At 53.6% G+C, this 24,428-nt stretch carries 24 protein-coding genes; 10 read left to right on the forward strand and 14 right to left on the reverse strand.

Features of this window, described 5'->3' with window-relative positions; all coding sequences use genetic code 11:
* Positions 1 to 54: 54 nt before the first annotated feature.
* The 10 genes from mprA to MUU51_RS02360 form a co-directional block, all read right to left on the reverse strand.
* Positions 55 to 585 (reverse strand): transcriptional repressor MprA, encoded by a 531-nt coding sequence (gene mprA, locus MUU51_RS02315; protein ID WP_110511362.1) that lies wholly within the window; start codon positions 583 to 585, stop codon positions 55 to 57.
* A 276-nt stretch (positions 586 to 861) separates the two neighbouring features.
* Positions 862 to 2,046 carry an MFS transporter gene (locus MUU51_RS02320; protein ID WP_159775724.1) on the reverse strand — a complete coding sequence of 395 codons (1,185 nt, stop codon included), beginning with the start codon at positions 2,044 to 2,046 and terminating at the stop codon, positions 862 to 864.
* A 139-nt stretch (positions 2,047 to 2,185) separates the two neighbouring features.
* Positions 2,186 to 3,181, reverse strand: a complete 996-nt coding sequence (gene proX, locus MUU51_RS02325; protein WP_159775722.1) for a glycine betaine/L-proline ABC transporter substrate-binding protein ProX — start codon at positions 3,179 to 3,181, stop codon at positions 2,186 to 2,188.
* A gap of 63 nt (positions 3,182 to 3,244) precedes the next feature.
* Complete coding sequence (gene proW / locus MUU51_RS02330; RefSeq protein WP_159775720.1) at positions 3,245 to 4,327, reverse strand: glycine betaine/L-proline ABC transporter permease ProW; 1,083 nt, start codon at positions 4,325 to 4,327, stop codon at positions 3,245 to 3,247.
* Entirely contained in the window at positions 4,320 to 5,522 is a 1,203-nt protein-coding gene (gene proV, locus MUU51_RS02335) for a glycine betaine/L-proline ABC transporter ATP-binding protein ProV (RefSeq protein ID WP_159775718.1), read from the reverse strand. Before proV ends, proW begins: the two co-directional genes overlap by 8 nt.
* Before the next feature lie 386 nt (positions 5,523 to 5,908).
* Positions 5,909 to 6,871 carry a class 1b ribonucleoside-diphosphate reductase subunit beta gene (nrdF, locus tag MUU51_RS02340; RefSeq protein ID WP_258967006.1) on the reverse strand — a complete coding sequence of 321 codons (963 nt, stop codon included), beginning with the start codon at positions 6,869 to 6,871 and terminating at the stop codon, positions 5,909 to 5,911.
* A gap of 10 nt (positions 6,872 to 6,881) precedes the next feature.
* Positions 6,882 to 9,026, reverse strand: a complete 2,145-nt coding sequence (gene nrdE / locus MUU51_RS02345; protein WP_258967007.1) for a class 1b ribonucleoside-diphosphate reductase subunit alpha — start codon at positions 9,024 to 9,026, stop codon at positions 6,882 to 6,884.
* Positions 8,999 to 9,409 (reverse strand): class Ib ribonucleoside-diphosphate reductase assembly flavoprotein NrdI, encoded by a 411-nt coding sequence (gene nrdI, locus MUU51_RS02350; protein ID WP_125352032.1) that lies wholly within the window; start codon positions 9,407 to 9,409, stop codon positions 8,999 to 9,001. Before nrdI ends, nrdE begins: the two co-directional genes overlap by 28 nt.
* A complete protein-coding gene (gene nrdH / locus MUU51_RS02355; protein WP_159775710.1) occupies positions 9,406 to 9,651 on the reverse strand; it encodes a glutaredoxin-like protein NrdH in 246 nt (81 codons plus the stop codon). The genes nrdI and nrdH overlap by 4 nt, the downstream gene beginning before the upstream one ends.
* A gap of 181 nt (positions 9,652 to 9,832) precedes the next feature.
* Positions 9,833 to 10,264, reverse strand: a complete 432-nt coding sequence (locus tag MUU51_RS02360) for a carboxymuconolactone decarboxylase family protein (protein ID WP_110511351.1) — start codon at positions 10,262 to 10,264, stop codon at positions 9,833 to 9,835.
* An 85-nt stretch (positions 10,265 to 10,349) separates the two neighbouring features.
* Between MUU51_RS02360 and pdxR the strand changes: the two genes are divergently transcribed.
* Positions 10,350 to 11,702 carry a MocR-like pyridoxine biosynthesis transcription factor PdxR gene (gene pdxR, locus MUU51_RS02365; RefSeq protein WP_258967008.1) on the forward strand — a complete coding sequence of 451 codons (1,353 nt, stop codon included), beginning with the start codon at positions 10,350 to 10,352 and terminating at the stop codon, positions 11,700 to 11,702.
* 64 nt (positions 11,703 to 11,766) lie between these two features.
* On the opposite strand, the gene MUU51_RS02370 is transcribed toward pdxR, so the two are convergent.
* On the reverse strand, positions 11,767 to 12,093 hold the full coding sequence (locus tag MUU51_RS02370; RefSeq protein WP_159775706.1) for an ElaB/YgaM/YqjD family protein: 327 nt from the start codon (positions 12,091 to 12,093) through the stop codon (positions 11,767 to 11,769).
* 160 nt (positions 12,094 to 12,253) lie between these two features.
* Here MUU51_RS02370 and MUU51_RS02375 point away from each other — a divergent pair, with 160 nt between their 5' ends.
* A complete protein-coding gene (locus MUU51_RS02375) occupies positions 12,254 to 12,598 on the forward strand; it encodes a DUF2002 family protein (protein WP_110511349.1) in 345 nt (114 codons plus the stop codon).
* Between the two features lie 166 nt (positions 12,599 to 12,764).
* Here MUU51_RS02375 and alaE read toward each other — a convergent pair whose 3' ends face one another.
* Positions 12,765 to 13,202 (reverse strand): L-alanine exporter AlaE, encoded by a 438-nt coding sequence (alaE, locus tag MUU51_RS02380; protein WP_159775704.1) that lies wholly within the window; start codon positions 13,200 to 13,202, stop codon positions 12,765 to 12,767.
* Between the two features lie 693 nt (positions 13,203 to 13,895).
* Here alaE and stpA point away from each other — a divergent pair.
* Positions 13,896 to 14,297 carry a DNA-binding protein StpA gene (gene stpA, locus MUU51_RS02385; protein WP_159775702.1) on the forward strand — a complete coding sequence of 134 codons (402 nt, stop codon included), beginning with the start codon at positions 13,896 to 13,898 and terminating at the stop codon, positions 14,295 to 14,297.
* 50 nt (positions 14,298 to 14,347) lie between these two features.
* Here the strand turns inward: stpA and MUU51_RS02390 are convergent, their stop codons facing one another.
* The gene (locus MUU51_RS02390; protein WP_159758122.1) at positions 14,348 to 14,527 is read right to left on the reverse strand and encodes a GDFGVC terminal motif YodC-like protein; all 180 of its coding nucleotides are present in this window, start codon (positions 14,525 to 14,527) and stop codon (positions 14,348 to 14,350) included.
* 161 nt (positions 14,528 to 14,688) lie between these two features.
* Between MUU51_RS02390 and MUU51_RS02395 the strand changes: the two genes are divergently transcribed.
* Positions 14,689 to 14,847, forward strand: coding sequence for a YqaE/Pmp3 family membrane protein (locus MUU51_RS02395; protein WP_110511345.1), 159 nt, complete (start codon positions 14,689 to 14,691; stop codon positions 14,845 to 14,847).
* Between the two features lie 220 nt (positions 14,848 to 15,067).
* Positions 15,068 to 15,706, forward strand: coding sequence for an ECs1377 family protein (locus MUU51_RS02400; RefSeq protein ID WP_258967009.1), 639 nt, complete (start codon positions 15,068 to 15,070; stop codon positions 15,704 to 15,706).
* A gap of 15 nt (positions 15,707 to 15,721) precedes the next feature.
* On the opposite strand, the gene MUU51_RS02405 is transcribed toward MUU51_RS02400, so the two are convergent.
* Positions 15,722 to 16,588, reverse strand: coding sequence for a hypothetical protein (locus MUU51_RS02405; RefSeq protein ID WP_258967010.1), 867 nt, complete (start codon positions 16,586 to 16,588; stop codon positions 15,722 to 15,724).
* Positions 16,589 to 17,308: 720 nt separating this feature from the next.
* Between MUU51_RS02405 and tdcA the strand changes: the two genes are divergently transcribed.
* The 5 genes from tdcA (at position 17,309) to pflB (ending at position 24,236) form a co-directional block, all read left to right on the forward strand.
* Positions 17,309 to 18,247 carry a transcriptional regulator TdcA gene (gene tdcA, locus MUU51_RS02410; RefSeq protein ID WP_110511339.1) on the forward strand — a complete coding sequence of 313 codons (939 nt, stop codon included), beginning with the start codon at positions 17,309 to 17,311 and terminating at the stop codon, positions 18,245 to 18,247.
* Positions 18,248 to 18,332: 85 nt separating this feature from the next.
* Positions 18,333 to 19,322, forward strand: coding sequence for a bifunctional threonine ammonia-lyase/L-serine ammonia-lyase TdcB (gene tdcB / locus MUU51_RS02415; protein WP_258967011.1), 990 nt, complete (start codon positions 18,333 to 18,335; stop codon positions 19,320 to 19,322).
* Positions 19,323 to 19,345: 23 nt separating this feature from the next.
* A complete protein-coding gene (tdcC, locus tag MUU51_RS02420) occupies positions 19,346 to 20,677 on the forward strand; it encodes a threonine/serine transporter TdcC (protein ID WP_258967012.1) in 1,332 nt (443 codons plus the stop codon).
* A 21-nt stretch (positions 20,678 to 20,698) separates the two neighbouring features.
* The gene (gene tdcD / locus MUU51_RS02425; RefSeq protein WP_258967013.1) at positions 20,699 to 21,910 is read left to right on the forward strand and encodes a propionate kinase; all 1,212 of its coding nucleotides are present in this window, start codon (positions 20,699 to 20,701) and stop codon (positions 21,908 to 21,910) included.
* Positions 21,911 to 21,941: 31 nt separating this feature from the next.
* Positions 21,942 to 24,236 carry a formate C-acetyltransferase gene (gene pflB, locus MUU51_RS02430; protein WP_258967014.1) on the forward strand — a complete coding sequence of 765 codons (2,295 nt, stop codon included), beginning with the start codon at positions 21,942 to 21,944 and terminating at the stop codon, positions 24,234 to 24,236.
* Positions 24,237 to 24,428 lie beyond the last annotated feature (192 nt).

Here is a 24,428-nt window from a genome sequence, read left to right on the forward strand (position 1 = left end):
CTGCTGGCCTGTCGGTTTTATTTTTGAAATCAGGAAACTGAGCGATTCACACGCTTAGCGAAGCCCTTCCAGGACCACGCCATCCTCATCCATCTGGTCGAGACGGGTCAGGAGTTTTCGGGTGATTTGCTCGAGGCTCTCTTTTTCGGTGACGCTTAAAGAAGACCAGAGCTGGTGCAGGCAGTTGTGCTGCGGCGGTAACACTTCGCGCAGGAACTGATGTCCTTTCTCGGTGAGTTGCAGATGCAGGCAGCGACGGTCATTGTCGCTTTCACGGCGTTCAATCCAGCCGCGTTTTTCCAGTTCATCAGCAATACGGGTGGCGTTCGTACGTGAAGAACCCAGTGCGCAGCTCAGTTCTGACGGCTGAATACTGTGGTTTTCCTGAGACTCCAGCGTGATTAACGCCATAAATAATGTCTCGTTGATACCCTGAGCTTTCAGCATCTTATTGCGGTTTTCCAGCAACTTCCCTTGCATGTGCATGCACAGGCGAGTCAGAAGGATTTCCTGGTACGGGAAATCTTCATAGCGGCTGGCGCGAAACTTTAGCATTTGTTCAATGGGCGTAAACGAACTATCCATTTGGGCATAACCTCATTAATTACAGCCGATATAGTAACGACGGTGACAAATAATGTAAATGAATTAATCTGACGAATTCATACGATGGAGCAAATAAATCAAAAAATTGAGACCGGCGGCAAAGGTACACGCCGCCAGTGTCCGGGAGGTTTCAGTGCGTGGATGAATTATTTACCCTTGAAACAGTTGCCCGGCTAATCAGGTAGATAACCTTAACAGACCAGGGGATGTGCTTAAACCCCAACGCGGGAATAAGGCCCTGAATGTAGAGACTTTTCAGACAACGGCTTCTTGTCGGTGAAAACCTCGCCACCATACCAGCAGGTTCAGTGCGGCCATTGTCATCCCGGCGAGGCAAACGCCCGCCCAGCCCCAGTGCTGCCACGCAAATGCCGAAATCAGCGACCCGGCAGCTCCGCCGATGAAGTAGCTGGTCATATAGCCTGCGGTAAGACGATTACGTGCTTCTGGCTGCACGCGGTAAATCACCGTCTGGTTGGTGATGTGTACGCCCTGCACGGTGAGGTCCAGCACCAGAATGCCGACAATCAACGCCAGCACCGAGGCGTGTCCAAACCAGATAGCCAGCCAGGAGAGCAGAAGCAGCACCAGCCCGGTAGTGGTGGTGAGATGTGATTTGCCTTTGTCCGCCAGACCACCTGCCGGACGAGCGCCCAGCGCCCCGGCAGCACCCGCCAGGCCAAACAGGCCAATCATGCCTTCCGAAAAGTGGAATGGTGCGCCCGCCAGCAGAAATGCCATCGAGGTCCAGAGAATGCTGAAGTTAGCGAAGGTCAGACAGCCGAGCAGCGCGCGGGTGCGCAGGAGTTTATCGTGCTTAAACAAGCTGAATACGGAACGCAGCAGCTGCGGGTAATTCAGATGCGTTTCCGTTTTCACTTTCGGCAAGCCGCGCCACAGGGCGAATGCCATCAGCACCATTAATACCGACGCCACCCAATACACGGTGCGCCAGCCGCCGAGACTGGCCAGCAGCCCGGCGACGGTTCGCGCCAGCAAAATGCCGAGCAGTAACCCGCTCATGATGGTGCCGACCACTTTTCCGCGTTTATCCGGACTGGCGAGCGTCGCGGCTAGCGGGACCAGAATTTGCGCCACCACCGAAAACAGGCCGGTCAGGGCGGTGCCGAGGATCATCATCGCAAGAGACTGGCTGGAGGCGGTAATGAGCATTCCGCCCGCCGCCAGTAACGTCATGCTAACGATTAAGGTTCGGCGCTCAAACATATCGCCCAGTGGCACCAGGAACAGCAGCCCGGCGGCGTAGCCCAGTTGTGCGGCGGTGACGATAAAACCGGCTTGTCCTGCGCTCAGAGAAAAGGCGCGGGCAATGGTGTCCAGCAGTGGTTGGGCATAGTAATTACTGGCCACAGCAAGGCCGGTTGCGACGGACATCAGCGCAATCAGCGCCGGGCTAAGCTCATGAGATTTTTTGGTCATTGTTCTTTAAGTGATTATTTTGCAGGTAAGCAATGATAACCAATAAGTGCGGGGAGAAGGAAAATGAAGGATGTCGGATAGTGCGGTGAGTGGAAATCCAGGCCCGGCAAGCAGAGTGCTGCCGGGCCTGAGAACGTGCTTACTTCTGCGCAGCCATCGCTTCTTTCACCCAGCCGTCAAACTGCTGCTGGTGAGCTGAAATCCAACCGTCCACATGACCCTGGATATCGGCTTCTGACGAATGACCTTCGTGCATCATCGCGTTTTCGGCGTTGATATCAGAGATAGGCAGTTTCATCAGCGCGAACAGCTTCGCCGCCGCCGGGTTTTTCTCGGCCCAGGCTTTGTTGGCCACGATATGCATGGTGTTCACCGGGAAACCATAATTGGCACCGTTCGGCAGCTTGGTGTCGATATCTTTCTGCTCGCCCGGCATTGCGGAGAACGGCACCTGCAGCCACACCACGTCTTTGCCCGGCTTCAGCACATCGCTCACCCAGTATGGCGTCCAGGTGTAATACAGCACCGGTTTGCCTTCTTTAAAGCGTGTAATCGTATCGGCCATCATGGCCGCGTAGTTACCCTGGTTATGCACCACGGTATTGCTCAGGCCGTACGCGTCAATCTGATGATTAATTACCGCTTCACAACCCCAGCCCGGCGTACAACCGGTCAGGTCTGCTTTACCGTCGCCGTTAGTATCGAAGATTTTGGCAAGCTTCGGATCTTTCAGCTGATCGATTTTGGTGATGTGGTACTTCTCAGCGGTTTTCTTATCCATCAGATAACCCTGCGCGGCACCGGTCACGTACACACCTTCACGATAAAACTTCTTATCGCCACCGGCTGCGGTATACATATCGTCATGCAGCGGTTTCCAGTTCACGGCGGTAAAGGTCGCATCTCCGGAGGCAATCGAGGTATAGCCGACGTTGTAATCCACTTCGCTCGGTTTGCTGACGGTGTAACCCAGTTTCTCCAGCGCACGGCTAACCAGCAGGGTCTGGAAGGTCTCTTCGGAAATGGTGCTCTGTACCGGCTGAACGGTAATGCCTTTGCCTGGCAGGTCAGCGGCAAACGCGCTACCGGAGACAAGGGTGGCAAACGCAGTGGCAAAAATTACGCTATTTCGCATTGTTGTTCCTTTATAAGTATCAGGGAGTGGACCCGGCAGGCAGGGCTGCCGGGAAATGCAGAATTACTTGATGAAGAAGCGAGTCACCAGGCCTACTGGGCCAGTGGTGTACCAGCGACGGTTGCCGCGACTACGGGAATCACGGCCAGCAGCCTGAGTCAGACGGTCGAGAATAATCGCGAGGATAACGATCCCCACCCCGCCGACGGTCGCCAGACCCATATCGAGTCGGCCGATACCGCGCAGAACCATTTGTCCCAGACCACCTACGGCAATCATCGAGGCGATAACCACCATCGACAGCGCTAGCATCAGGGTCTGGTTCACACCAGCCATAATGGTCGGCATCGCCAGCGGCAGCTGCACTTTGAACAGCATCTGGCGCGGGCTGGCACCAAACGAGCGCGACGCTTCGATAAGATCGGCTGGCACCTGGTTAATCCCGAGGATAGTCAGACGCACAATCGGCGGCAGGGCAAAGATGATGGTCACCACCACGCCCGGCACGTTACCGATACCGAACAGCATCACGATAGGCACCAGATACACGAACGCGGGTGTCGTCTGCATCGCATCGAGCAGCGGCCGGATTATCTTCGACGCACGCGGACTACGCGCCAGCCAAATGCCAAGCGGCAGGCCGATAACGATGCAGAACAACAGGGCGGTCAGTACCAGCGCGAGGGTCACCATCGCCTGAGACCACGCGCCAATTGCACCAATCAAAATCAGTGAAATCAGTGAGGCGATACCCATTCCGGCGCCGCCAATCTGCCAGGCAATCAGGGCAAAGACCGCAATTGCCACCGGCGCGGGCATACCCAGCAACAGCTGCTGGAAGCCACCCAGAATGTAATCCACGGGTACACGAATGCCCTGGAACACGGGACGGAAATGCACCACTATCCAGTCAATCCCGCTGGTTACCCAGCTATCGAGTGGGATCAGTGTCTTATGGAACGGGTCCAGAATATCGAAGTGTTCTGCTTTTGGCGCAGGCGCGCTATGCAGCCAGTCTGCGCCGCCGCCATTTGCAGGCGGAGTAGAAGCAGGCGTGCCCCAGGCGTCGGCAGATGGCGCAGCGCCTGATTGTGCGGCGCTATCGGCCGCCGGTGTGGTTGCCCACGGATTCGATTGATCAGCCATTGTTTGTTCCCTCGCGATCTAAAGCCTGTAGCAGCATGCTCTTGGAGATGATGCCCACGTACTGTTGTTCTTCGTCGATGACCGGTACCGCGCACGGTGCCTGACCAACGTGAGAGAGCAACTCGCTAAGCGCGGTCTGAGCGTCAAGAGGCAGTGGCGCATCCAGCAGCGCAGCGTCTATGCCCAGGCCCTCGGCCAGCGCGGCCTTCAGAGAATCAATGGAAACAATACCGACAAATTTATTACCGCGTTCAACGACATAGCCATATTCGCGGTCTTCATCTTGCAACAGCTTAATCGCAGAGCGTGGGCCAAAGCCCGGCGTTTTACGCAGCAGCCCTTTTGGGTTACGGCGCGCAATGTCTTTGGCGCTAAACACCTGGCTGATATCCACGCCACGGAAGAAGGTGCGCACATAGTCATTGGCCGGATTATTCAGAATTTCATCCGGTGTACCGACCTGTACCACTCGGCCGTTTTGCATAATGGCAATACGGTCGCCGATGCGCATGGCTTCGTCGAGATCGTGGGAAATAAAGACAACGGTGCGCTGATGACGGGCCTGTAATTTCACCAGCTCGTCCTGCATTTCGGTACGAATTAAAGGGTCGAGCGCGGAGAACGCTTCATCCATTAATAAGATGTCAGGGTTAATGGCTAATGCACGGGCGAGACCCACGCGCTGGCGCATCCCCCCGGATAATTCATCCGGATAACCGTGAGCATAATTTTCGAGACCCACCTGACGAAGCGCGTCCAGGGCTTTTTCATGACGCTCTTGCGGTGGCACGCCCGCTAATTCCATTCCGAAGGCCGTATTATCCAGGACGTTCATATGCGGCATAAGCGCAAATGACTGGAAGACCATCGCAATTTTCTTTCTGCGCACCTCACGGAGCTCAGCATCGGATATTTTCGCAATATCAATACCGTCGATGAGAACCTGACCGCGGGTGGGTTCAATCAGGCGATTGAGAAGGCGTACCATGGTGGATTTACCGGAGCCGGATAACCCCATGATGACAAAAATCTCGCCTTCTTCAATGGCCAGACTGGCGTCCATAACGCCAAGTGACAACCCGGTCTTCTCAAGAATTTGTTCTTTCGAATGACCTTTTTCAATATATTTGAATGCGCGTTGCGGATGCTCGCCAAATATTTTATAAAGATTCTTAACTTCTAATTTAATTGCCATGCAATAAACTGATTCCTGTTATTTAATTATGTCGATATGCTACCTGATGAAAATAATTGACCGGATCTACCCTAACATACTCAGAATCTGAGACAACCCTCAATGTCCTAATGACGCGGGCATTTCCGGCGCCAACAGGCGCGATGCCCCCATGATATAAGGGCTGAGCACCCATGAAATTTGCTGATATTTTTTGTTACTGCGAGGGAAATTGGGGGTGAAATGATAGGATTATAAATAACTGCATTATAAATATGGCTTAATCCTCTAAATAGTTCGAGTTGCAGGCGGGCGGCCAATGCGCAAATCCCCTGGAGCTTACTAAAGTAAGTGACAGGGGGGCACGCATGCAGCCAACGCACCTGCAACTTGAAATATGAAGAGGATTAGAAATTCCAGTCTTCGTCCTCGGTTTCGACCGCTTTCCCCATCACATAGGAAGAGCCAGAACCGGAGAAGAAGTCATGGTTTTCGTCGGCGTTCGGCGACAGCGCGGCCAGGATCGCCGGGTTCACGTCTGCCATTTCCGCCGGGAACAGCGCTTCATAGCCCAGATTCATCAGCGCCTTGTTGGCGTTGTAGCAAAGGAACGCTTTTACATCGTCTTCCCAACCGGTGCCAGCGTACAACGCGTCGGTATAGGCGAGTTCGTTGTCGTACAAATCCAACAGCAGTTCAAGGGCGAAATCTTTCAGCGCCTGCTGCTCTTCGGCGCTGACTTTTTCCAGGCCTTTCTGGAATTTATATCCGATGTAATATCCGTGAACCGCTTCGTCTCGAATAATCAAACGAATAAGATCTGCGGTATTGGTCAGCTTGCCACGGCTGGAGAAATACATCGGTAGCCAGAAGCCGGAATAGAACAGGAAGGATTCCAGAAAAACGCTGGCAATTTTTTTCTTCAGCGGCGCATCGGCGGCGTAGTGTTCCAGCATCAGCTGTGCTTTGCGCTGCAGCGGCGCGTTTTCTTCGCTCCAGGCGTAGGCCGCGTCCACGTCTTTGGTCTGGCACAGCGTGGAGAAAATCGAGCTGTACGAGCGGGCATGGACGGCTTCCATAAAGCTGATATTCGACATCACCGCTTCTTCGTGTGGCGTCAGCGCATCCGGCATCAGCGACGGCGCGCCAACGGTATTCTGAATGGTGTCGAGCAGCGTCAGTCCAGTGAATACGCGGATGGTCAGCTGCTGCTCGGCGTGACTCAGCGACTGCCACGCCGGAATGTCGTTCGACAGTGGTACTTTTTCCGGCAGCCAGAAGTTGCTGGTCAAACGGCTCCAGACCTCCAGGTCCTTATCGTCCTCAATCTTGTTCCAGTTAACGGCGCTGACGCGTGATAAACGGTTCATCCTTTTCTCCTTACAGCGCGCACGACACGCAGCCTTCAATTTCAGTGCCTTCCAGCGCGAGCTGGCGCAGGCGAATGTAATACAGCGTCTTGATGCCTTTCTTCCAGGCGTAAATCTGCGCTTTATTGATGTCGCGCGTTGTAGCGGTATCGGGGAAGAACAGCGTCAGCGACAGCCCCTGATCGACGTGTTTCGTCGCTTCGGCGTAGGTATCGATGATTTTCTCCGGCCCGATTTCGTAAGCGTCCTGATACAGCGCCAGGTTGTCGTTAGTCATAAACGGCGCGGGATAGTAAACGCGGCCGGTTTTGCCTTCCTTGCGAATTTCAATTTTGGACACGATCGGGTGAATGCTCGACGTCGCGTGATTGATATAGGAAATCGACCCGGTCGGCGGCACGGCCTGTAGATTCTGGTTATAAATCCCGTGCTGCATCACGTCTTCACGCAGCTGTTGCCACATCTCACGCGTGGGCAGGGTGATGCCCGCCTTTGCAAACAGCGTACGGACTTTCTCGGTTTTCGGCTGCCAGTCATTCTCAAGATACTGGCGGAAATACGCTCCGCTGGCGTAGCGCGAATCGGCAAATCCGGCAAAACGCTGGTTGCGCTCACGCGCCAGTTTCATCGAGGTATGCAGCGCGTGCCACGTCACGGTGTAGAAATAGAGGTTGGTGAAATCCAGTCCTTCCGGGCTGCCGTAAGCAATGCCTTCCCGCGCCAGATAACCGTGCAGGTTCATCTGCCCGAGACCAATAGCGTGCGACGCGGCATTTCCGGCTTCGACTGACGGCACCGAGCGAATGTGGCTCATGTCCGACACCGCCGTCAGGCCGCGGATTGCCGTTTCCACCGTCAGGCCGAAGTCAGCGGAATCCATCGCCAGCGCGATGTTCAGCGAGCCTAAGTTGCAGGAGATATCATGCCCGGTATGGGCGTAATCCAGATTTTCATCGAAGCTCGAGGCGCTGTTAACCTGCAAGATTTCAGAGCACAGGTTGCTCATGTTGATGCGCCCGGCAATCGGGTTGGCGCGGTTCACGGTATCTTCGTACATGATGTACGGATAGCCGGATTCGAACTGAATTTCGGCCAGTGTCTGGAAGAAATCACGGGCGTTAATGTACGTTTTACGTACCTGGTCGTTGGCGAGCAGTTCGTCGTACATCTCGCTAATGGCGACATCCCCGAACGGTTTGCCGTACAGGCGCTCCACGTCATACGGCGAAAACAGCGCCATCTGCGCGTTTTCTTTCGCTAACTGGAAGGTCACATCCGGGATCACCACGCCGAGCGACAGCGTTTTGATGCGAATTTTTTCGTCGGCGTTTTCGCGTTTGGTATCCAGAAAACGCAGGATATCCGGGTGATGCGCATGCAGATAAACCGCACCGGCGCCCTGACGCGCCCCTAGCTGATTGGCGTAAGAGAACGCATCTTCCAGCATCTTCATCACCGGAATCACGCCGGAGGACTGATTTTCAATGCGCTTAATCGGCGCCCCGGACTCTCGCAGGTTGGAGAGTAAAAATGCCACGCCGCCGCCGCGTTTGGAGAGCTGCAGCGCCGAATTCACCGCGCGGCCAATCGACTCCATATTGTCTTCAATACGCAGCAGGAAACAGGATACCAGTTCGCCGCGCTGCTGTTTGCCGCCGTTGAGGAACGTCGGAGTGGCGGGCTGAAAACGTCCGGAAAGCATTTCATCGACGAGCTGACGGGCGAGGGCTTCATCGCCTTGCGCCAGGCTCAGCGCAACCATCACCACCCGGTCTTCAAAGTGTTCGAGAAACTGTTTGCCGTCGAAGGATTTCAGGGTGTAGCTGGTGTAATACTTCCACGCGCCGAGGAATGTTTTGAAGCGAAAGCCGCTGGCGTGCGCGTGCGCGAACAGGTCCACCACAAAGGCGCGATCGAAGCGGGCAAGCGTGCGAGCATCGTAATACCCTTCGGCAACCAGCCAGTCGAGCCGCGTGTCCTGATTGGCAAAGGTGCGGGTTTGCGGTCTGACGTGGCTTTCCATGAAAGCGCTCACCGCCTCGGCATCTTTTTCAAACTGAATACGGCCCGCTTTGTCGTACAGGTTCAGCATCGCGTTCAGCGCATGGTAGTCCGGGGTGCTGTGGGTCACACGTTCTGCGGTTGTCGTTGCCAAAATTCGCTCACTCCTTTTCGCACATTATCGATATCGCGCGGGGTGCCCATCAGCTCAAAACGGTAGAGATAAGGCACGTCACATTTCTGCGCAATCACGTCTCCGGCGCGGGCGTAGGCCTCGCCAAAGTTTCGGTTTCCCGACGCAATCACGCCGCGGATCAGCGCGCGATTATGCGGGTCATTTAAAAAACGGATCACCTGGCGAGGCACGGCGCCTGCCGTACCGCCACCGCCGTAGCTTGGCACCACCAGAATGTACGGCTCGTCTACCTGAATGCGCTCCCGCTCGTTAAGCGGAATGCGCACTGCGGGCAGCCCTAAACGCTCGATAAAACGCAGCGTATTTTCGGAACTACTGGAGAAGTAGACGAGGGTGCTCATGCGCGAGCCGCGGTCGCCTCAGGGCGCAGGCGGTTGATCATGTCCGGGCGGAAGCCTGACCAGCTTTCTTCCCCGGCGAAAACCACCGGCAGAGAGCGGAATCCTTGTTCGCGCAGGGTGTCAGCGGCGGCAGGATCGAGGTCAATGTTCACCATCTCAAACTCAAAGCCCCGGGATTCCATCGCACGTTTAGTGGCGTGGCATTGAACGCAATCGTTTCGAGTGTAAATAGTAATGCGCATGATTCGTATTTCCGTTTAAAATGACAAAGCGGCGCGAAAGTTAGCGTCGGTTGTGTGGGTGTCTCTTCAAAAGGAATACTAGATGTAGTTAATAAAAACTTCAACCATACAATATATAGTTATTTTGAATTGATTTGCCCCCGCTAACGAGCGTAGCGAGGGCGAGGTTTTTTGACTGAAATTACATGCGCATACTGACGGCGAGACGGTTAAAGGCATTCATCAGGCTGATGGCAAAGGTCAATTCGCTGATTTCTTTCGCGCTGAAATATGCCAGCAGCGGTTCATAAACCGCATCTTCTGCACGGGTGCGGGCAATGTCGGTCACATCTTCCGCCCAGGCCAGCGCCGCACGCTCACGGTCGGAGAACTGCTGACTCACGCGCCAGCCGGCGAGCGCGTCCAGCTTCACCTGCTCAACGCCCTGTTTGCGTAGCGCTTTACTGTGCATTTCCAGGCAGAAAGCACAGCCGTTAATCTGCGATACGCGCAGATACACCAGTTCAATCAACGACAGATCCAGTTCGCTGCGCTCAAGCGCTTTACTTGCTTGCACAAAGGCGGCATAGACTTCAGGGCTCAGTTCATAGTACGGCTGACGTAATGTGGTCATTGGGTTTCTCCTCTTAACGATGGCAGAACTTTAGCACTATAATGGTCTGCTAAAGAGAGCCATCTTTTGAGTGAAAAACCAGACCATGAATGACATCTCCCGTGGACCACGCTACCAGCAAATTTCCCGCCAGCTTAAAGCCGCCATTGAGCAGGGCGAACTTGAGCCGGGCAAACGGCTGCCTGCCAGCCGGGTCTACGCCCAGGAACTTGGCGTCTCGCGCGCCACGGTGGAAGCCGCCTACGGTGAGCTTGTGGCGCAGGGTTGGCTGGAGCGACGCGGGCAGGCAGGAACGTTTGTCAGTGCAGGCGTGATGCCAGGGCCCGCCGCGCCGGAACCGATGTGGTACGGCGGCGAGCAGCCGGAGCCGCAACCGTTTCAGATGGGGCTACCCGCCCTGGATCTGTTCCCGCGTGCGCAGTGGGCGCGGGTGATGGGGCGGCGGCTGCGCACTCAGACGCGCTTCGATCTGGCGCTCGGCGATGTGTGTGGCGAAATGGCGCTGCGCAGTGCGATTGTCGAATACCTGCGTTTTTCCCGAAGCATCGAGTGTCTGCCGGAACAGGTGTTTATCACCACGGGCTATGCGGCGTCGATGGCGCTGATCCTCAACACGCTCGGCCATCCGGGGGATAAAATCTGGCTGGAGGACCCTGGTTTTCCGCTGATCCGCCCGTTGATCGCCCGTCAGGGCATCGCGTATTGTCCGGTGCCGGTGGATGGCGAAGGCATGCGTATTGATGAAGGACTGCGGCTGGCACCGGATGCGCGTTTTGCGCTGCTGACGCCCGCGCATCAGAGCCCGCTGGGCGTAGCGCTGTCACTCCCGCGCCGCCATCAGCTATTGGACTGGGCCGCGCACCGGGAAGCGTGGGTAATCGAAGATGACTACGACAGCGAATTTCGCTATCAGGGTAAACCGCTACCACCGATTAAAAGCCTGGATGCACCGCAGCGGGTGATTTACGCCGGAACGTTCAGCAAATCGATGTTTCCCGCCCTGCGCACCGCCTGGCTGGTGGTGCCGCTGCCACAGGTGGACGCATTTCGTCAGCAGGCGTCGCTGGCGGCGTGCGGCGTGCCGCTGTTGTGGCAGCAAACGATGGCGGATTTCATGCGCGAAGGGCATTTCTGGCGACATCTGAAAAAGATGCGTCAACACTATGCCCAGCGACGTCAGTGGCTGGAGCAGGCGCTGGCGGAGCAGGGGTTTCGCGTTGTGTCGCAGCAGGGGGGTATTCAGTTGGTGATGAGCGTAGACGGGGACTGTCACGAACTTGCCCGCCGCGGGCGTCAGGCCCGGCTTGCGGTTCAGGCATTAAGCGACTGGCGGCTCAACAGCCAAGGTGAATCGGGGTTGTTGATGAGCTTCACCAATATCTCAAGTCTGGCGATGGCGCAGCAGCAGGCGAAAATGCTCTACCAGGCGATAAAATAAAAACCCCGGCAGACCAGAAGCCTGCCGGGGCGGACGCATATTTATTATCAGCACGAAGCGCTAATTATCGACGCATGCTCAGTAACGCGCCAATAAAGATACCGACCGCAGCGGCGGCACCCACAGTTTGCCACGGTTTATCACGAATAAAGCTGTCCGCACATCCTACAGCATCGCACGCTGCCTGTTGGACGCGAGTGCGACCATGCATCCTGGCGCGGGTTTCACGCAGCAATGCTTTGGCTTTGCGCTGGGCGTTATCCGATTCGTCTTTGGCATCGCTGCCCCAGGACTTTAGCACCTCTTCCAGGGAGTCGGCCAGTTGGCTTACATCGTTTTGAATATCCTGAACGCCATCATCTACATCGTTGCGATTAGGTCTGTTGAACATGGGATCCTCCCCTGATTAACGGTGACTTTAAGTCTAGGACAGATTTCATTCCTCTGAGATGAATCACGCCTTATTAAGCCGTTTATGGATTTTTCTGAAAGCGATGCTAATGCTGAATACTGTAAGGTGGCGTGGCTGTACAGGATAACGAGGAAACACTATGTATTTACGACCTGATGAGGTAGCGCGCGTTCTTGAAAAAGTCGGTTTCACGATGGACGACGTGACGCAGAAAATTTACGGCTACCGCCGTGGCGATAATTATGTCTATGTGAATCGCGAAGCGAGGATGGGCAGAACGGCGCTTATCATTCATCCGGCCCTTAAAGAGCGCAGCAATATGCTGGCGGACCCGGCTTCTGATATTAAAACCTGCGACCATTATCAACAGTTTCCGCTTTATTTAGGCGGCGATGCGCAACAGCATTATGGAATACCGCACGGCTTCAGCTCTCGCATTGCGCTTGAGCGTTTTCTGAATGGACTTTTTGGCGACGGGTTATAAGCCTACGACTGGCAGTCTGGCCAGTCGTGGCATTTATACTCGTGATACTTCAAGCCGCATGTGCGTTGGCTATACCAGCTCACCCCAGCCACTTACTTGAGTAAGCTCCCGGGACACGCAGGGTTGCCGTCTGCCTGCAATGTGAATTGTTTCGAGTATATCAGCGTCAGGCGTACTGACTGACGCGAAACAAACGGCGGCAATAATCGAGGAAATAGCCGTAAACGGCGCCCATCATCATCGACACCACGATGTTAGAACTTACCGCAGCGGCAATCTGATGCCAGTCTGCGCCCACCGACAGTAAAATCAAAACATACACCGGCGACTGAAACGTCACGTAGGCTACGACGTCGGCGAGGTTTTTCATCCATTTTGACGGGCTCAATCGGCGGGTATAGCGCATCATCCAGTCACGGTAAAAACCGTATGGCCATGCAATTAAAATGTTGACCGGGATAGCCACCAGACGCGAAGAAAGTGACTGCTCAAAGCTCATACCGGAGAGAAAGATTTCAATTAACATGTTCACGACGGAACAGTAGACCACCATGGCGAAAGTGTCTGCTGCCGCATGACGCAGGCGAGACTGCGCAGAGAACATCAGTATGCTCCTTGAAGAAAGAGGTAAAAACGGGCTTTTAGCGTTATGAACAGTGCTTTGGGTTGGCTCTGCTTTCCGGAATAGAATATCTATCTGGATTGAAAGTAACAACTAGCTCAAAATTTTTATTTATACGCGTTTTGTTAATAAAATACTCTGCGTGGAGAGGTTTTCATTGCATAACGCTATTTTTGTTGCTGATGTTGTTTTTGTTGTTACTTTTCAATATGTTAATTGTATTTTTCGGCAAGGCTGTTTCAGTGGCGCTGGTTGAGCGAGCAAAATTTTATCCTGTGGCATCATCCAAAATTTATTCAGCGTTTATTGCTTATTATGTTAATTTTTGCAGTGGTTTATTCTGGGTGTGCTGTGGTTTTTCTATTCATCTTAAGTGGGTGTTTATTCAGTTTCTTGTTCAGTTGTGGGCTGGGCTAATCGCCTGACAGTAAAGAAAGAGTTTTCCTTCCGTCAGGCATGCCTACAGATAAAATTAACAGTATTTATTCAGTCGTCACCGTTAAATGTTTACGGATATATGAAAGTATTCCTGGGCTGTTATCGTTAAATATATATATTGATAATATCACTATGAGATAAAGAGACCTGTGCAGCGGTGGTAAATAATCCACTCATATAATACAATCGTTCCCGTAGTAACAATTTTTAGCCAGTGGAAAGGAATTTAAATAATATATGTCAACTCTGTTACAGAAACTTAATAATATTCGTACCCTGCGCGCCATGACGCGTGAATTCTCCATTGACGTGCTTGAAGAGATGCTGGAAAAATTCAGGATCGTGACTGAAGAAAAACGTAGCGAAGAAGAAAGTCTGCGCGAAAATTTGGCCGAGAAACAGGAAAAAATCAATACCTGGCTTGAACTTATGAAATCCGAAGGCATCTCCCCGGATGACCTGGTGGGTGACCTTGCGGCGCCAACAGGCACCAGCAAAAAACGTGCGGCTCGCCCGGCAAAATACCGTTTCACTGATTTCAACGGTGAGCAGAAAACCTGGACTGGTCAGGGCAGAATGCCGAAGCCGATCGCTCAGGCGGTGGCTAACGGTAAATCGCTTAATGATTTTCTGATTTAAGATTGAAGCGTTAACAACGATGGCGGTGAGGTTTCCCTCACCGTTTTTATTTAGCAGACGCCAAAGTCGCCTTCTTCATGGTAGGGAGCAACATCTACCGCTTTCAGGGTATATTTCTCCCCCTGTTCATCGCTTGCAGCAACAGCCACAATTTGGTCGCCGTGAATTTCGATGATTTTCATTTTGGGGCCGCCCATTTTGGGTTGTACCAGATCGCCAACAGAATACATTGTGTTCTCCTTTTTTATTGCCTGTCGTTATACCTTAGCGCACGCAGGGTTAAAAAGGTAAAAGAGGGTAAACGCGATGGGTGAAAATGCCAGGACGGGCGACAATGGCTACGCTTAGAGATGTATCTCTTTTTTATCATGACTAATTGCATGGAGTTTTTATGGGTTTCTGGCGCATCGTTTTTACCATTCTCATCCCACCGTTGGGCGTTTTGCTGGGTAAAGGATTTGGCTGGGCGTTTATCCTTAACATCGTGCTGACGCTGCTCGGTTATATTCCGGGTCTGATCCACGCATTCTGGGTTCAGACGCGCGACTGATTTCAATCAGTGACGTTTTTTACCCGGTGGCGTTTCGCTCACCGGGCCTGTGCTTTAATACCCGACTTTTAACACCTGCCCGCTTTGCCCCCTTCAACACTCCGACGAAACGCCAGCGCAGAGCCATCCGGGACGCTGCGCACCTGTGCGCCGTAGCGCAGGGGAAGTTTTATGCGGTAAAGTGAGTGAAAATTGAGGGTATGCGGGTAAGGAAATATCCATGGCAGCACGCATCGATTATGAAATTGAAAAATACCAGTTTACGCAAGTGGATGAATCGCCACGGCTGACGCAGCAATGGGCTGAAGTGCTTGAAGAGTGTCGACAGGAAAAAGCGGGCAGTGAGGCGCGTTTGCGGCTGGCCTTGCTTAACGTGGACTATGTCACCAGTTTTGAGCTGCCTTTTCGCCTGCAACTGATCCGCGCGCCGCAGTTTATCGACCGTTTGCGTGCTGAGCTGCAACTCAGCCGTAAACCCGTCACCATCAGCGATAACCGCTATGGTTGCGTTTATAGCCTCAAAGCCGATCTCAGCCACGTGCCGGAAACGTTCCGCTACCGTTTCTCCAACCGCATACGCCGGGTTGAGTCGGGAAATGTCACGACAGCCTCCTATCAGAATATTGCGAAACAGGTGAAAGCCCCGCGCGAACGTCTGAGACTGGCGCTGGAGGCTGGTTTACCGGTTACGGCGCTGGATGGCCTGTTTTGGTTTGGCATGCAGCGTATCGCCGCGGATGTTTCTACCCTGAGAAAGTCCGGCATGAAGATTTCCACCGATGAAGTGGACGCGTTCGATACGCTGACAGGTACCCTTCGCCGGGTACCTGTTTATCAGTGGGTGAGGCAGGAGAGATAATTAGAGGAAGCGGCGTTAAATCAGCTTCATCAGGACGCTGAATGGATTAAGGTCGCTGAGGGTGTCCCAGACTTTATGCAAATCGACCACACCCGCCAGCCCGAGCAGCGCAAGGGTGATCAGCGCCGTAGAGGCGGTGATGACAATCATCAGGCGCACGAAATTGCGCTGCATTTTGTCCTGCTGCTTGACGCGGCGCTCTTCTTTTTCAAATTCGACGATCGTCGCGACGGACTGCGGCTGCACGTAATAGCGGTCATCTTTCTGCGCCAAATCCCCTGTGATAACCAGCGATTTCAGCAGCAGTCTCACTTTGCGGCGAAACTCTTCATTGCGAATGTGCTTGTACCAGAGCTTGCCGTACAGCATTTCGATCACTTCATCGATCAGCACGCCAGCGTGGAGCCGCGATGGGCGCTGCTGAATGTATTCATTCACCAGCAGATTAAGCAGGGCGATGCGGTCACGGCTTTTCAGTTCTTTATTGGCGAAAAACGTCGACACCAGTTTGCCCTTGCCCCGGCTAAACAGGGTTTTGATATAGGCGAAACGGGTGCGATAGCTAAAGTTGAAGCCAAGAATGCCGGAGAAACTCACCGGCCCGTAGCTGCGGTGATGGATAATTTCTGCCTGCATAGCGTCGAGTTCCGCCACGCTGATGCGCTGCTCGTCGAGATAGCGCCCCACGTCATAATCCCAGCGGGCAAGTGTCACGGTGCGATGCTTGTAACCCACCAGTTGATAGCGATTACGGTCGACATCAACCAGATGCACCTCGTAGTAATCATAAGGATTACCGCTGCGTGCGCCTTTTAAGACCAGCAGCGGAAGACGTTTTTTCCATCGCCCCTGTCGTAGGTCCGCCATTTTTGAATCAAACATACTGACTCCACCCGCGCGAAAGCGGAGAAATTAGGAAGGATAAGCCCGATCTTAGCTGTCTGGTCATTAATACGACAATCCGAGTGTTGTTTAAAAATAATCCGGTAACCTGCGCTCACGCCGAAAGCTGCAAGATGTTCAATATGCGACATGGAGCACAAAAGACTGCCATGGCATAATTGAGTTCATTCTTATGCTTAGGAATGTCAGGTTATGTAAAATATTAGCCTGAATTTACGGGAAAAGGCAGTGTTGTAAATATGTTCTAATTTCTAATCGCATGTTAAGAGCAAGCTTAGGTAATGATAACAAAACATTGCTGCGGCGCTGTGATTAACATAATAGTGCGAACCTGATCTGAATTTAACCTTTATTTACGTGTGACATTATAGCTTATGTTGATAAATACAAAAATAATTGATTAATGAATGATTGTTTCCTGCTCGCTAATTGATTGAAAGTTAACCTTAAGCAAGCGGGGAATATAACCATGAACGTCATGTTTTATCGCCATAAAATAAATTTATACCCTTCTTATTCATTGATGGAAATCACTCTAAATGCAGATTAAAAATAATCAACGATATGAATTATAACGATTTTTTGTATTTTGTCGGGTTGTGTAAAAACGGTTTCTGGCAAACTGTGAGTAATCGCACATACCCCAAGGGGTTATATTGCCTAGAATTCACCGCGAAATGGAAATTAAGGGTGAATAAGATGGAAAATATCATTTTACCGAAAACGCAGCAGCTGGTGGTTTTTCAGGAAGTCATCAGAAGTGGCTCTATCGGCTCAGCGGCGAAACAGCTTGGTTTAACCCAGCCTGCGGTCAGTAAAACGATCAATGACATCGAATCCTATTTTGGCATTGAGCTGATGGTCCGGAAAAATACCGGCGTGACGCTCACCAGTGCCGGCCAGGTTTTACTCTCCTATTCCGAGTCCATCACCCGTGAAATGAAAAACATGGTGAGCGAGATTAACAGCCTGAGCTGTAGCCATGTGGTGGACGTTTCCTTCGGGTTCCCGTCGCTGATTGGCTTTACCTTTCTTTCCAGCATGATGAAGAAATTCAAAGAGGTATTCCCGAAGGCGCAGGTGTCGATGTACGAAGCACAGCTGGCATCGTTCCTCCCGGCGCTGCGTGATGGGCGACTGGATTTTGCCATCGGCACCCTTAGCGATGAAATGCAGCTTCAGGATCTGCACGTCGAGCCGCTGTTTGAATCCGAGTTCGTGCTGGTGGCCAGTAAATCCCGAACATGCACCGGCATGACCACGCTGGATGCGTTGCAAAACGAACAGTGGGTCCTGCCGCAAACCGATATGGGATTCTATAAAGAGCTGCTCACCACCTTCGAAAAACACCACATCAGCACCGAGAACATCGTTAAAACCGACTCCGTCGTCACCATCTACAACCTGGTTCTGAATGCCAATTTCCTGACCGTCATACCGTGTGACATGACCGCCCCGTTTGGTTCAAACCAGTTTATTACGCTGCCCGTCGAAGACGTGCTGCCGGTGGCGCGCTATGCTGCCATCTGGTCAAAGAATTATCGAATTAAAAAATCCGCCTCAGTATTAGTCGAACTGGCAAAACAATATTCACTGCATAATTGTCGCAAGCGAAAAGAATTCGCCGAATTAGCCTGATTTAAATTTTTATTATTACTAACTCTGGAGCGCTGGAAGACAGGCTCTGCCCCCCCTTTATTTTTATTCCTGAGAAGAGGATAAAATGCATATTACATACGATCTGCCCGTCACCCTTGATGATATTCAAATGGCGCAAAAACGTCTGATCGGTAAAATATATAAAACAGGGATGCCACGTTCTAATTATTTGAGCGAATGCTGCAAAGGCGAAATATACCTCAAGTTCGAAAATATGCAGCGCACCGGCTCATTTAAAATCCGTGGCGCATTTAACAAATTAAGTTCTTTGACCGACGCGGAAAAACGCAAAGGCATCGTGGCATGCTCCGCCGGGAACCACGCGCAGGGCGTATCGCTCTCCTGTGCGATGCTTGGCATCGACGGCAAAGTGGTGATGCCGCGCAGTGCGCCGAAATCGAAGGTCGCAGCCACCACGGATTATTCCGCCGAAGTGGTGCTGCACGGTGACAGCTTTAACGACACCATCGCCCGCGCCAGCGAAATCGTCGAAATGGAAGGGCGCATTTTCATCCCGCCGTATGACGACAAAATGGTTATCGCCGGGCAGGGCACCATCGGGCTTGAGATCCTCCAGGATCTGTACGACGTCGATAACGTGATTGTACCGATCGGCGGCGGCGGCCTGATTGCGGGGATCGCCACGGCAATTAAATCCATTAACCCGACCATCCGCATCATCGGCGTGCAGTCCGAAAACGTACACGGTATGGCGGCCTCGTTCCGCGCCGGGGAGATCACCAACCACCGCACTTGCGCCACGCTGGCGGACGGTTGCGACGTCTCCCGCCCAGGCATTCTGACCTTTGAAATCGTGCGCGAACTGGTGGACGACATTGTGCTGGTCAGCGAAGACGACATTCGCCGCAGCATGGTGGCGCTCATCCAGCGCAATAAAGTCATTACCGAAGGCGCGGGCGCGCTGGCCTCGGCGGCGCTACTCAGCGGCAAACTTGATGAACATATTCGTGGGCGCAAAACCGTCAGCATCATTTCTGGCGGCAATATCGACCTGTCCCGCGTGTCGCAAATTACTGGTTTAGTTGACGCTTAATTTCTTTTGAAAAGGAAACGACTATGAGCAATGCAGAAACCCTCATTGCCAGTACCGACAAAGCGTCGGCCTGGCGCAAATCTGACACCACCTGGACGCTGGGTCTGTTTGGCACCGCTATCGGGGCAGGGGTGCTGTTTTTCCCAATCCGTGCCGGTTACGGTGGCCTGATCCCAATTTTACTGATGCTGGTGCTGGCGTATCCGATTGCCTTTTACTGTCACCGGGCGCTGGCGCGGTTGTGTCTTTCGGGGAGCAATCCGTCCGGCAACATCACCGAAACCGTCGAAGAACACTTCGGCAAAACCGGCGGCGTCGTCATTACCTTCCTTTACTTCTTTGCGATTTGCCCGCTGCTGTGGATTTACGGGGTCACGATAACCAACACCTTCATGACCTTCTGGGAAAACCAGCTTCAACTGGTGCCGCTCAACCGTGGCCTGGTGGCGCTGTTCCTGCTGTTGGTGATGGCGTTCATTATCTGGTTCGGCAAAGACCTGATGGTCAAGGTGATGAGTTTCCTGGTGTTTCCGTTTATTGCCTGTCTGGTGCTGATTTCGCTGTCGCTGATCCCTTACTGGAACTCCGCGGTGATTGACCAGGTTAACCTCAGCGATATCGCCTTGACCGGACACGACGGCATTCTGGTGACCGTGTGGCTGGGTATTTCTATCATGGTGTTCTCCTTCAACTTCTCGCCGATTGTGTCCTCTTTTGTGGTCTCCAAGCGCGAAGAGTACGAAGGGGAGTTTGGCCGTGATTACACCGAGAAGAAGTGTTCCAAAATCATCGGTCGCGCCAGTATGCTGATGGTCGCGGTGGTGATGTTCTTCGCCTTTAGCTGCCTGTTCACGCTCTCGCCGGCAAACATGGTGGAAGCCAAAGCGCAGAACATTCCGGTGCTCTCCTACCTCGCGAACCACTTCGCGTCGATGACCGGACAGAAAACCACGTTCGCCACCGTGCTGGAATACGGCGCATCGATTATCGCACTGGTCGCTATCTTCAAATCCTTCTTCGGCCACTACCTCGGTACCCTGGAAGGGCTGAACGGGCTGATCCTTAAGTTCGGTTACAAAGGCGACAAGACCAAAATCACCAGCCGCAAACTGAACACCCTGAGCATGATTTTCATCATGGGCTCGACCTGGGTGGTGGCATACGCCAACCCGAATATCCTCGATTTGATTGAAGCGATGGGCGCGCCGATTATCGCCTCGCTGCTGTGCCTGCTGCCGATGTTCGCGATTCGTAAAGTCCCGGCGCTGGCGAAATTCAAAGGGAAGGCGGACAACATTTTTGTCACCGCCATTGGTTTCCTGACCATTCTGAACATCGTTTATAAGCTGTTCTGATCAAGGATGATGGAGTCGTAAATGATTGAATTTCCGGTAGTGCTGGTCATTAACTGTGGATCCTCATCGATTAAGTTTTCGGTACTGGATGCACTAAGCCAGGACGTATTGCTGACCGGCCTCGCGGACGGCATCAATAATGAAGGCGCAGCCCTCACGGTGAACGGAGGTGAGCCTGCGACGCTGGCTTACCCAACCTACGAATGTGCGTTGCAGGCGATTGCCAGCGAACTGGAAAAACGCGCCCTGATCGACAGCGTGGCCTTAATTGGCCACCGTATCGCCCACGGCGGCAGTATTTTCAGCGAATCGGTGCGGATTACCGACGAGGTTATTGCCCAAATCCGTGAAGTCTCGCCGCTGGCACCGTTGCACAACTACGCCAACCTCAGCGGCGTGGAGGCGGCGCAGCGTTTGTTCCCCGGTGTGCAACAGGTGGCGGTGTTTGACACCAGTTTCCACCAGACGCTGGAGCCGCACGCGTATCTGTACGGTCTGCCGTGGCACTATTTTGAAGCGCTGGGCGTGCGTCGCTACGGCTTTCACGGCACCTCGCATCGCTATGTCAGCCAGCAGGCGCATACCCTGCTGGGCCTGAATGAAGAGGATTCCGGGCTGGTGATTGCGCACCTGGGGAACGGCGCGTCGATTTGCGCGGTTCGTAACGGGCGCAGCGTGGATACCTCAATGGGCATGACGCCGCTGGAAGGGCTAATGATGGGCACCCGCTGCGGCGACGTCGATTTCGGTGCGATGGCGTGGATTGCCGAACAGACCGGGCAAAGCTTCAGTGATCTGGAGCGGGTCGTGAATAAGGAGTCCGGGTTGCTGGGCATTTCCGGGCTTTCGTCGGATATGCGCACGCTCGAAAAGGCGTGGCACGACGGGCACACTCACGCCCGGCTCGCCATTCAGACTTTTGTGCATCGCATCGCGCGCCATATTGCCGGACACGCTGCTTCATTACACCGCCTCGACGGCATTATTTTTACCGGCGGGATCGGCGAAAACTCCACGTTAATTCGCCAACTGGTGATGGCGCATTTGCAGGTGTTTTCCCTGACGCTGGACGAAGATAAAAACGCCCTGCGTGGAAGCGAGGAACGGATTATTTCCGGCGCAAATTCGGCGGTCGCCTGCGCCGTTATTCCGACCAATGAAGAAAAGATGATTGCACTCGATGCCATTCAGTTAGGGGAAATGAATTTCTCTGCTGAATACGCACTTTCCTGAAATAGAAAGTTGAATAACAGAGAGCTCAGAAATGAAGGTTAATATCGACATAAACGATATGCATTATACCGATGCCTGGCAGGGATTTAACGGCATGGAATGGAAGCACAGTATTAACGTTCGTGATTTTATTCAGCAAAACTACACCCCTTACGAAGGCGATGAATCTTTTCTCGCTGACGCCACGCCGGCCACTACGGCGCTGTGGGAAAAGGTGATGGCGGGCATTCGCCAGGAAAACGCCACCCATGCGCCGGTGGATTTTGATACCAACGTCGCAACCACCATCACCGCCCATGACGCGGGCTACATCGACCAGCCGCTGGAAAAAATAGTCGGCTTGCAGACTGACAAACCGCTCAAGCGTGCGCTGCATCCGTTTGGTGGCATCAACATGATCAAAAGCTCGTTCGACGCTTACGGCCGTGAAATGGATGCGCAGTTTGAATACCAGTTCACGTCGCTGCGTAAAACCCATAACCAGGGCGTGTTTGACGTCTATTCCCCGGAAATGATGCGCTGCCGTAAATCGGGCGTGCTGACCGGTTTGCCGGACGGTTACGGGCGCGGGCGCATCATCGGCGACTATCGCCGCGTGGCGCTGTACGGCATTACGTATCTGGTGCGCGAACGTGAACTGCAGTTTGCTGGTTTGCAGGGCGCGATGGAGCGTGGCGAAGATCTGGAAGCCACCATTCGCCTGCGTGAAGAACTGTCTGAACACCGGCGCGCACTATTACAGATTCAGGAAATGGCCGCCAAATATGGCTATGACATTTCCCGCCCGGCGCAGACCGCGCAGGAGGCGGTGCAGTGGGTCTATTTTGCTTATCTGGCAGCGGTGAAATCGCAGAACGGCGGCGCGATGTCGCTCGGCCGCACCACCGCGTTCCTCGATATTTACATTGAACGCGATAAGCAGGCCGGTCGCCTGAATGAGAAAGAGGCCCAGGAGCTGGTCGATCACTTCATTATGAAGATCCGGATGGTGCGTTTCCTGCGCACGCCGGAGTTCGACACGCTGTTCTCCGGCGACCCTATCTGGGCCACCGAAGTGATTGGCGGCATGGGTCTTGATGGCCGCACGCTGGTGACTAAAACTGCTTTCCGCTACTTGCATACCCTGCACACCATGGGGCCCGCGCCGGAGCCGAACCTGACCATTCTGTGGTCGGAAGCGCTGCCGATTGCCTTCAAGAAATACGCCGCGCAGATGTCTATCGTCACCTCTTCATTGCAGTATGAAAACGACGATCTGATGCGCAGCGATTTCGACAGCGATGACTATGCGATTGCCTGCTGTGTCAGCCCGATGGTGATCGGTAAGCAGATGCAGTTCTTTGGCGCGCGTGCCAACCTGGCAAAAACGCTGTTGTATGCGATTAACGGTGGCGTGGACGAGAAGCTCAAAATCCAGGTCGGGCCGAAAACGGCCCCGCTGATGGACGACGTGCTGGATTACGACACCGTCATGAGCAGCCTCGACCACTTTATGGACTGGCTGGCGACACAGTACATCAGCGCGCTGAATCTCATTCACTATATGCATGATAAATATAGCTATGAGGCCTCGCTGATGGCGCTGCACGACCGCGATGTTTATCGCACCATGGCCTGCGGGATCGCCGGCTTGTCAGTGGCGGCGGATTCGCTGTCGGCGATTAAGTACGCGAAAGTGAGCCCGGTTCGTGACCACAACGGCCTGGCGGTGGACTTCGTTATCGAAGGCGACTACCCGCAGTACGGCAACAACGACGACCGCGTGGACGACATTGCCTGCGATTTGGTAGAGCGCTTTATGAAGAAGATTAGCGCGCTGCCAACCTACCGCAATGCGGTGCCGACTCAGTCGGTGCTGACCATCACCTCTAACGTGGTGTACGGGCAGAAAACCGGCAACACGCCGGACGGACGTCGGGGTGGGACGCCGTTTGCGCCGGGCGCGAACCCCATGCACGGCCGCGATCGCAAAGGCGCGGTGGCCTCGCTGACGTCAGTGGCAAAACTGCCGTTCACCTATGCCAAAGACGGCATTTCCTACACCTTCTCGATAGTCCCCGCAGCGCTCGGTAAGGAAGAGGGCAGTCGCAAAACCAACCTCGTCGGGCTGCTCGACGGCTATTTCCATCATGAGGAGCGCATTGAAGGCGGGCAGCATCTGAACGTCAACGTGATGAACCGCGACATGTTGATGGACGCCATTGAACACCCGGACAATTACCCGAACCTGACGATTCGCGTCTCCGGTTATGCGGTGCGATTTAACGCACTGACCCGCGAGCAGCAGCAGGATGTGATTTCACGGACATTCACCCAGGCGATTTAAAACCGTCATCATAGTCATCGGGGCGACTCCGCTTGGAAGGCGCCCCTTTTTTTTACTCTTCCTCACTCCGCGTTAATTCCCCGCCTGTTGTCTGGCGCGCTGGCGAATAATCGTTCAGACTTAAACTAAAGACATGGTCGGCGCAGGGATTCTGCATTAAACTGCGCGCTGCAATTTTTGACATGTTTAACG

This window comes from Scandinavium manionii (assembly GCF_024764775.1).
GTDB classification, from domain to species: domain Bacteria; phylum Pseudomonadota; class Gammaproteobacteria; order Enterobacterales; family Enterobacteriaceae; genus Scandinavium; species Scandinavium manionii.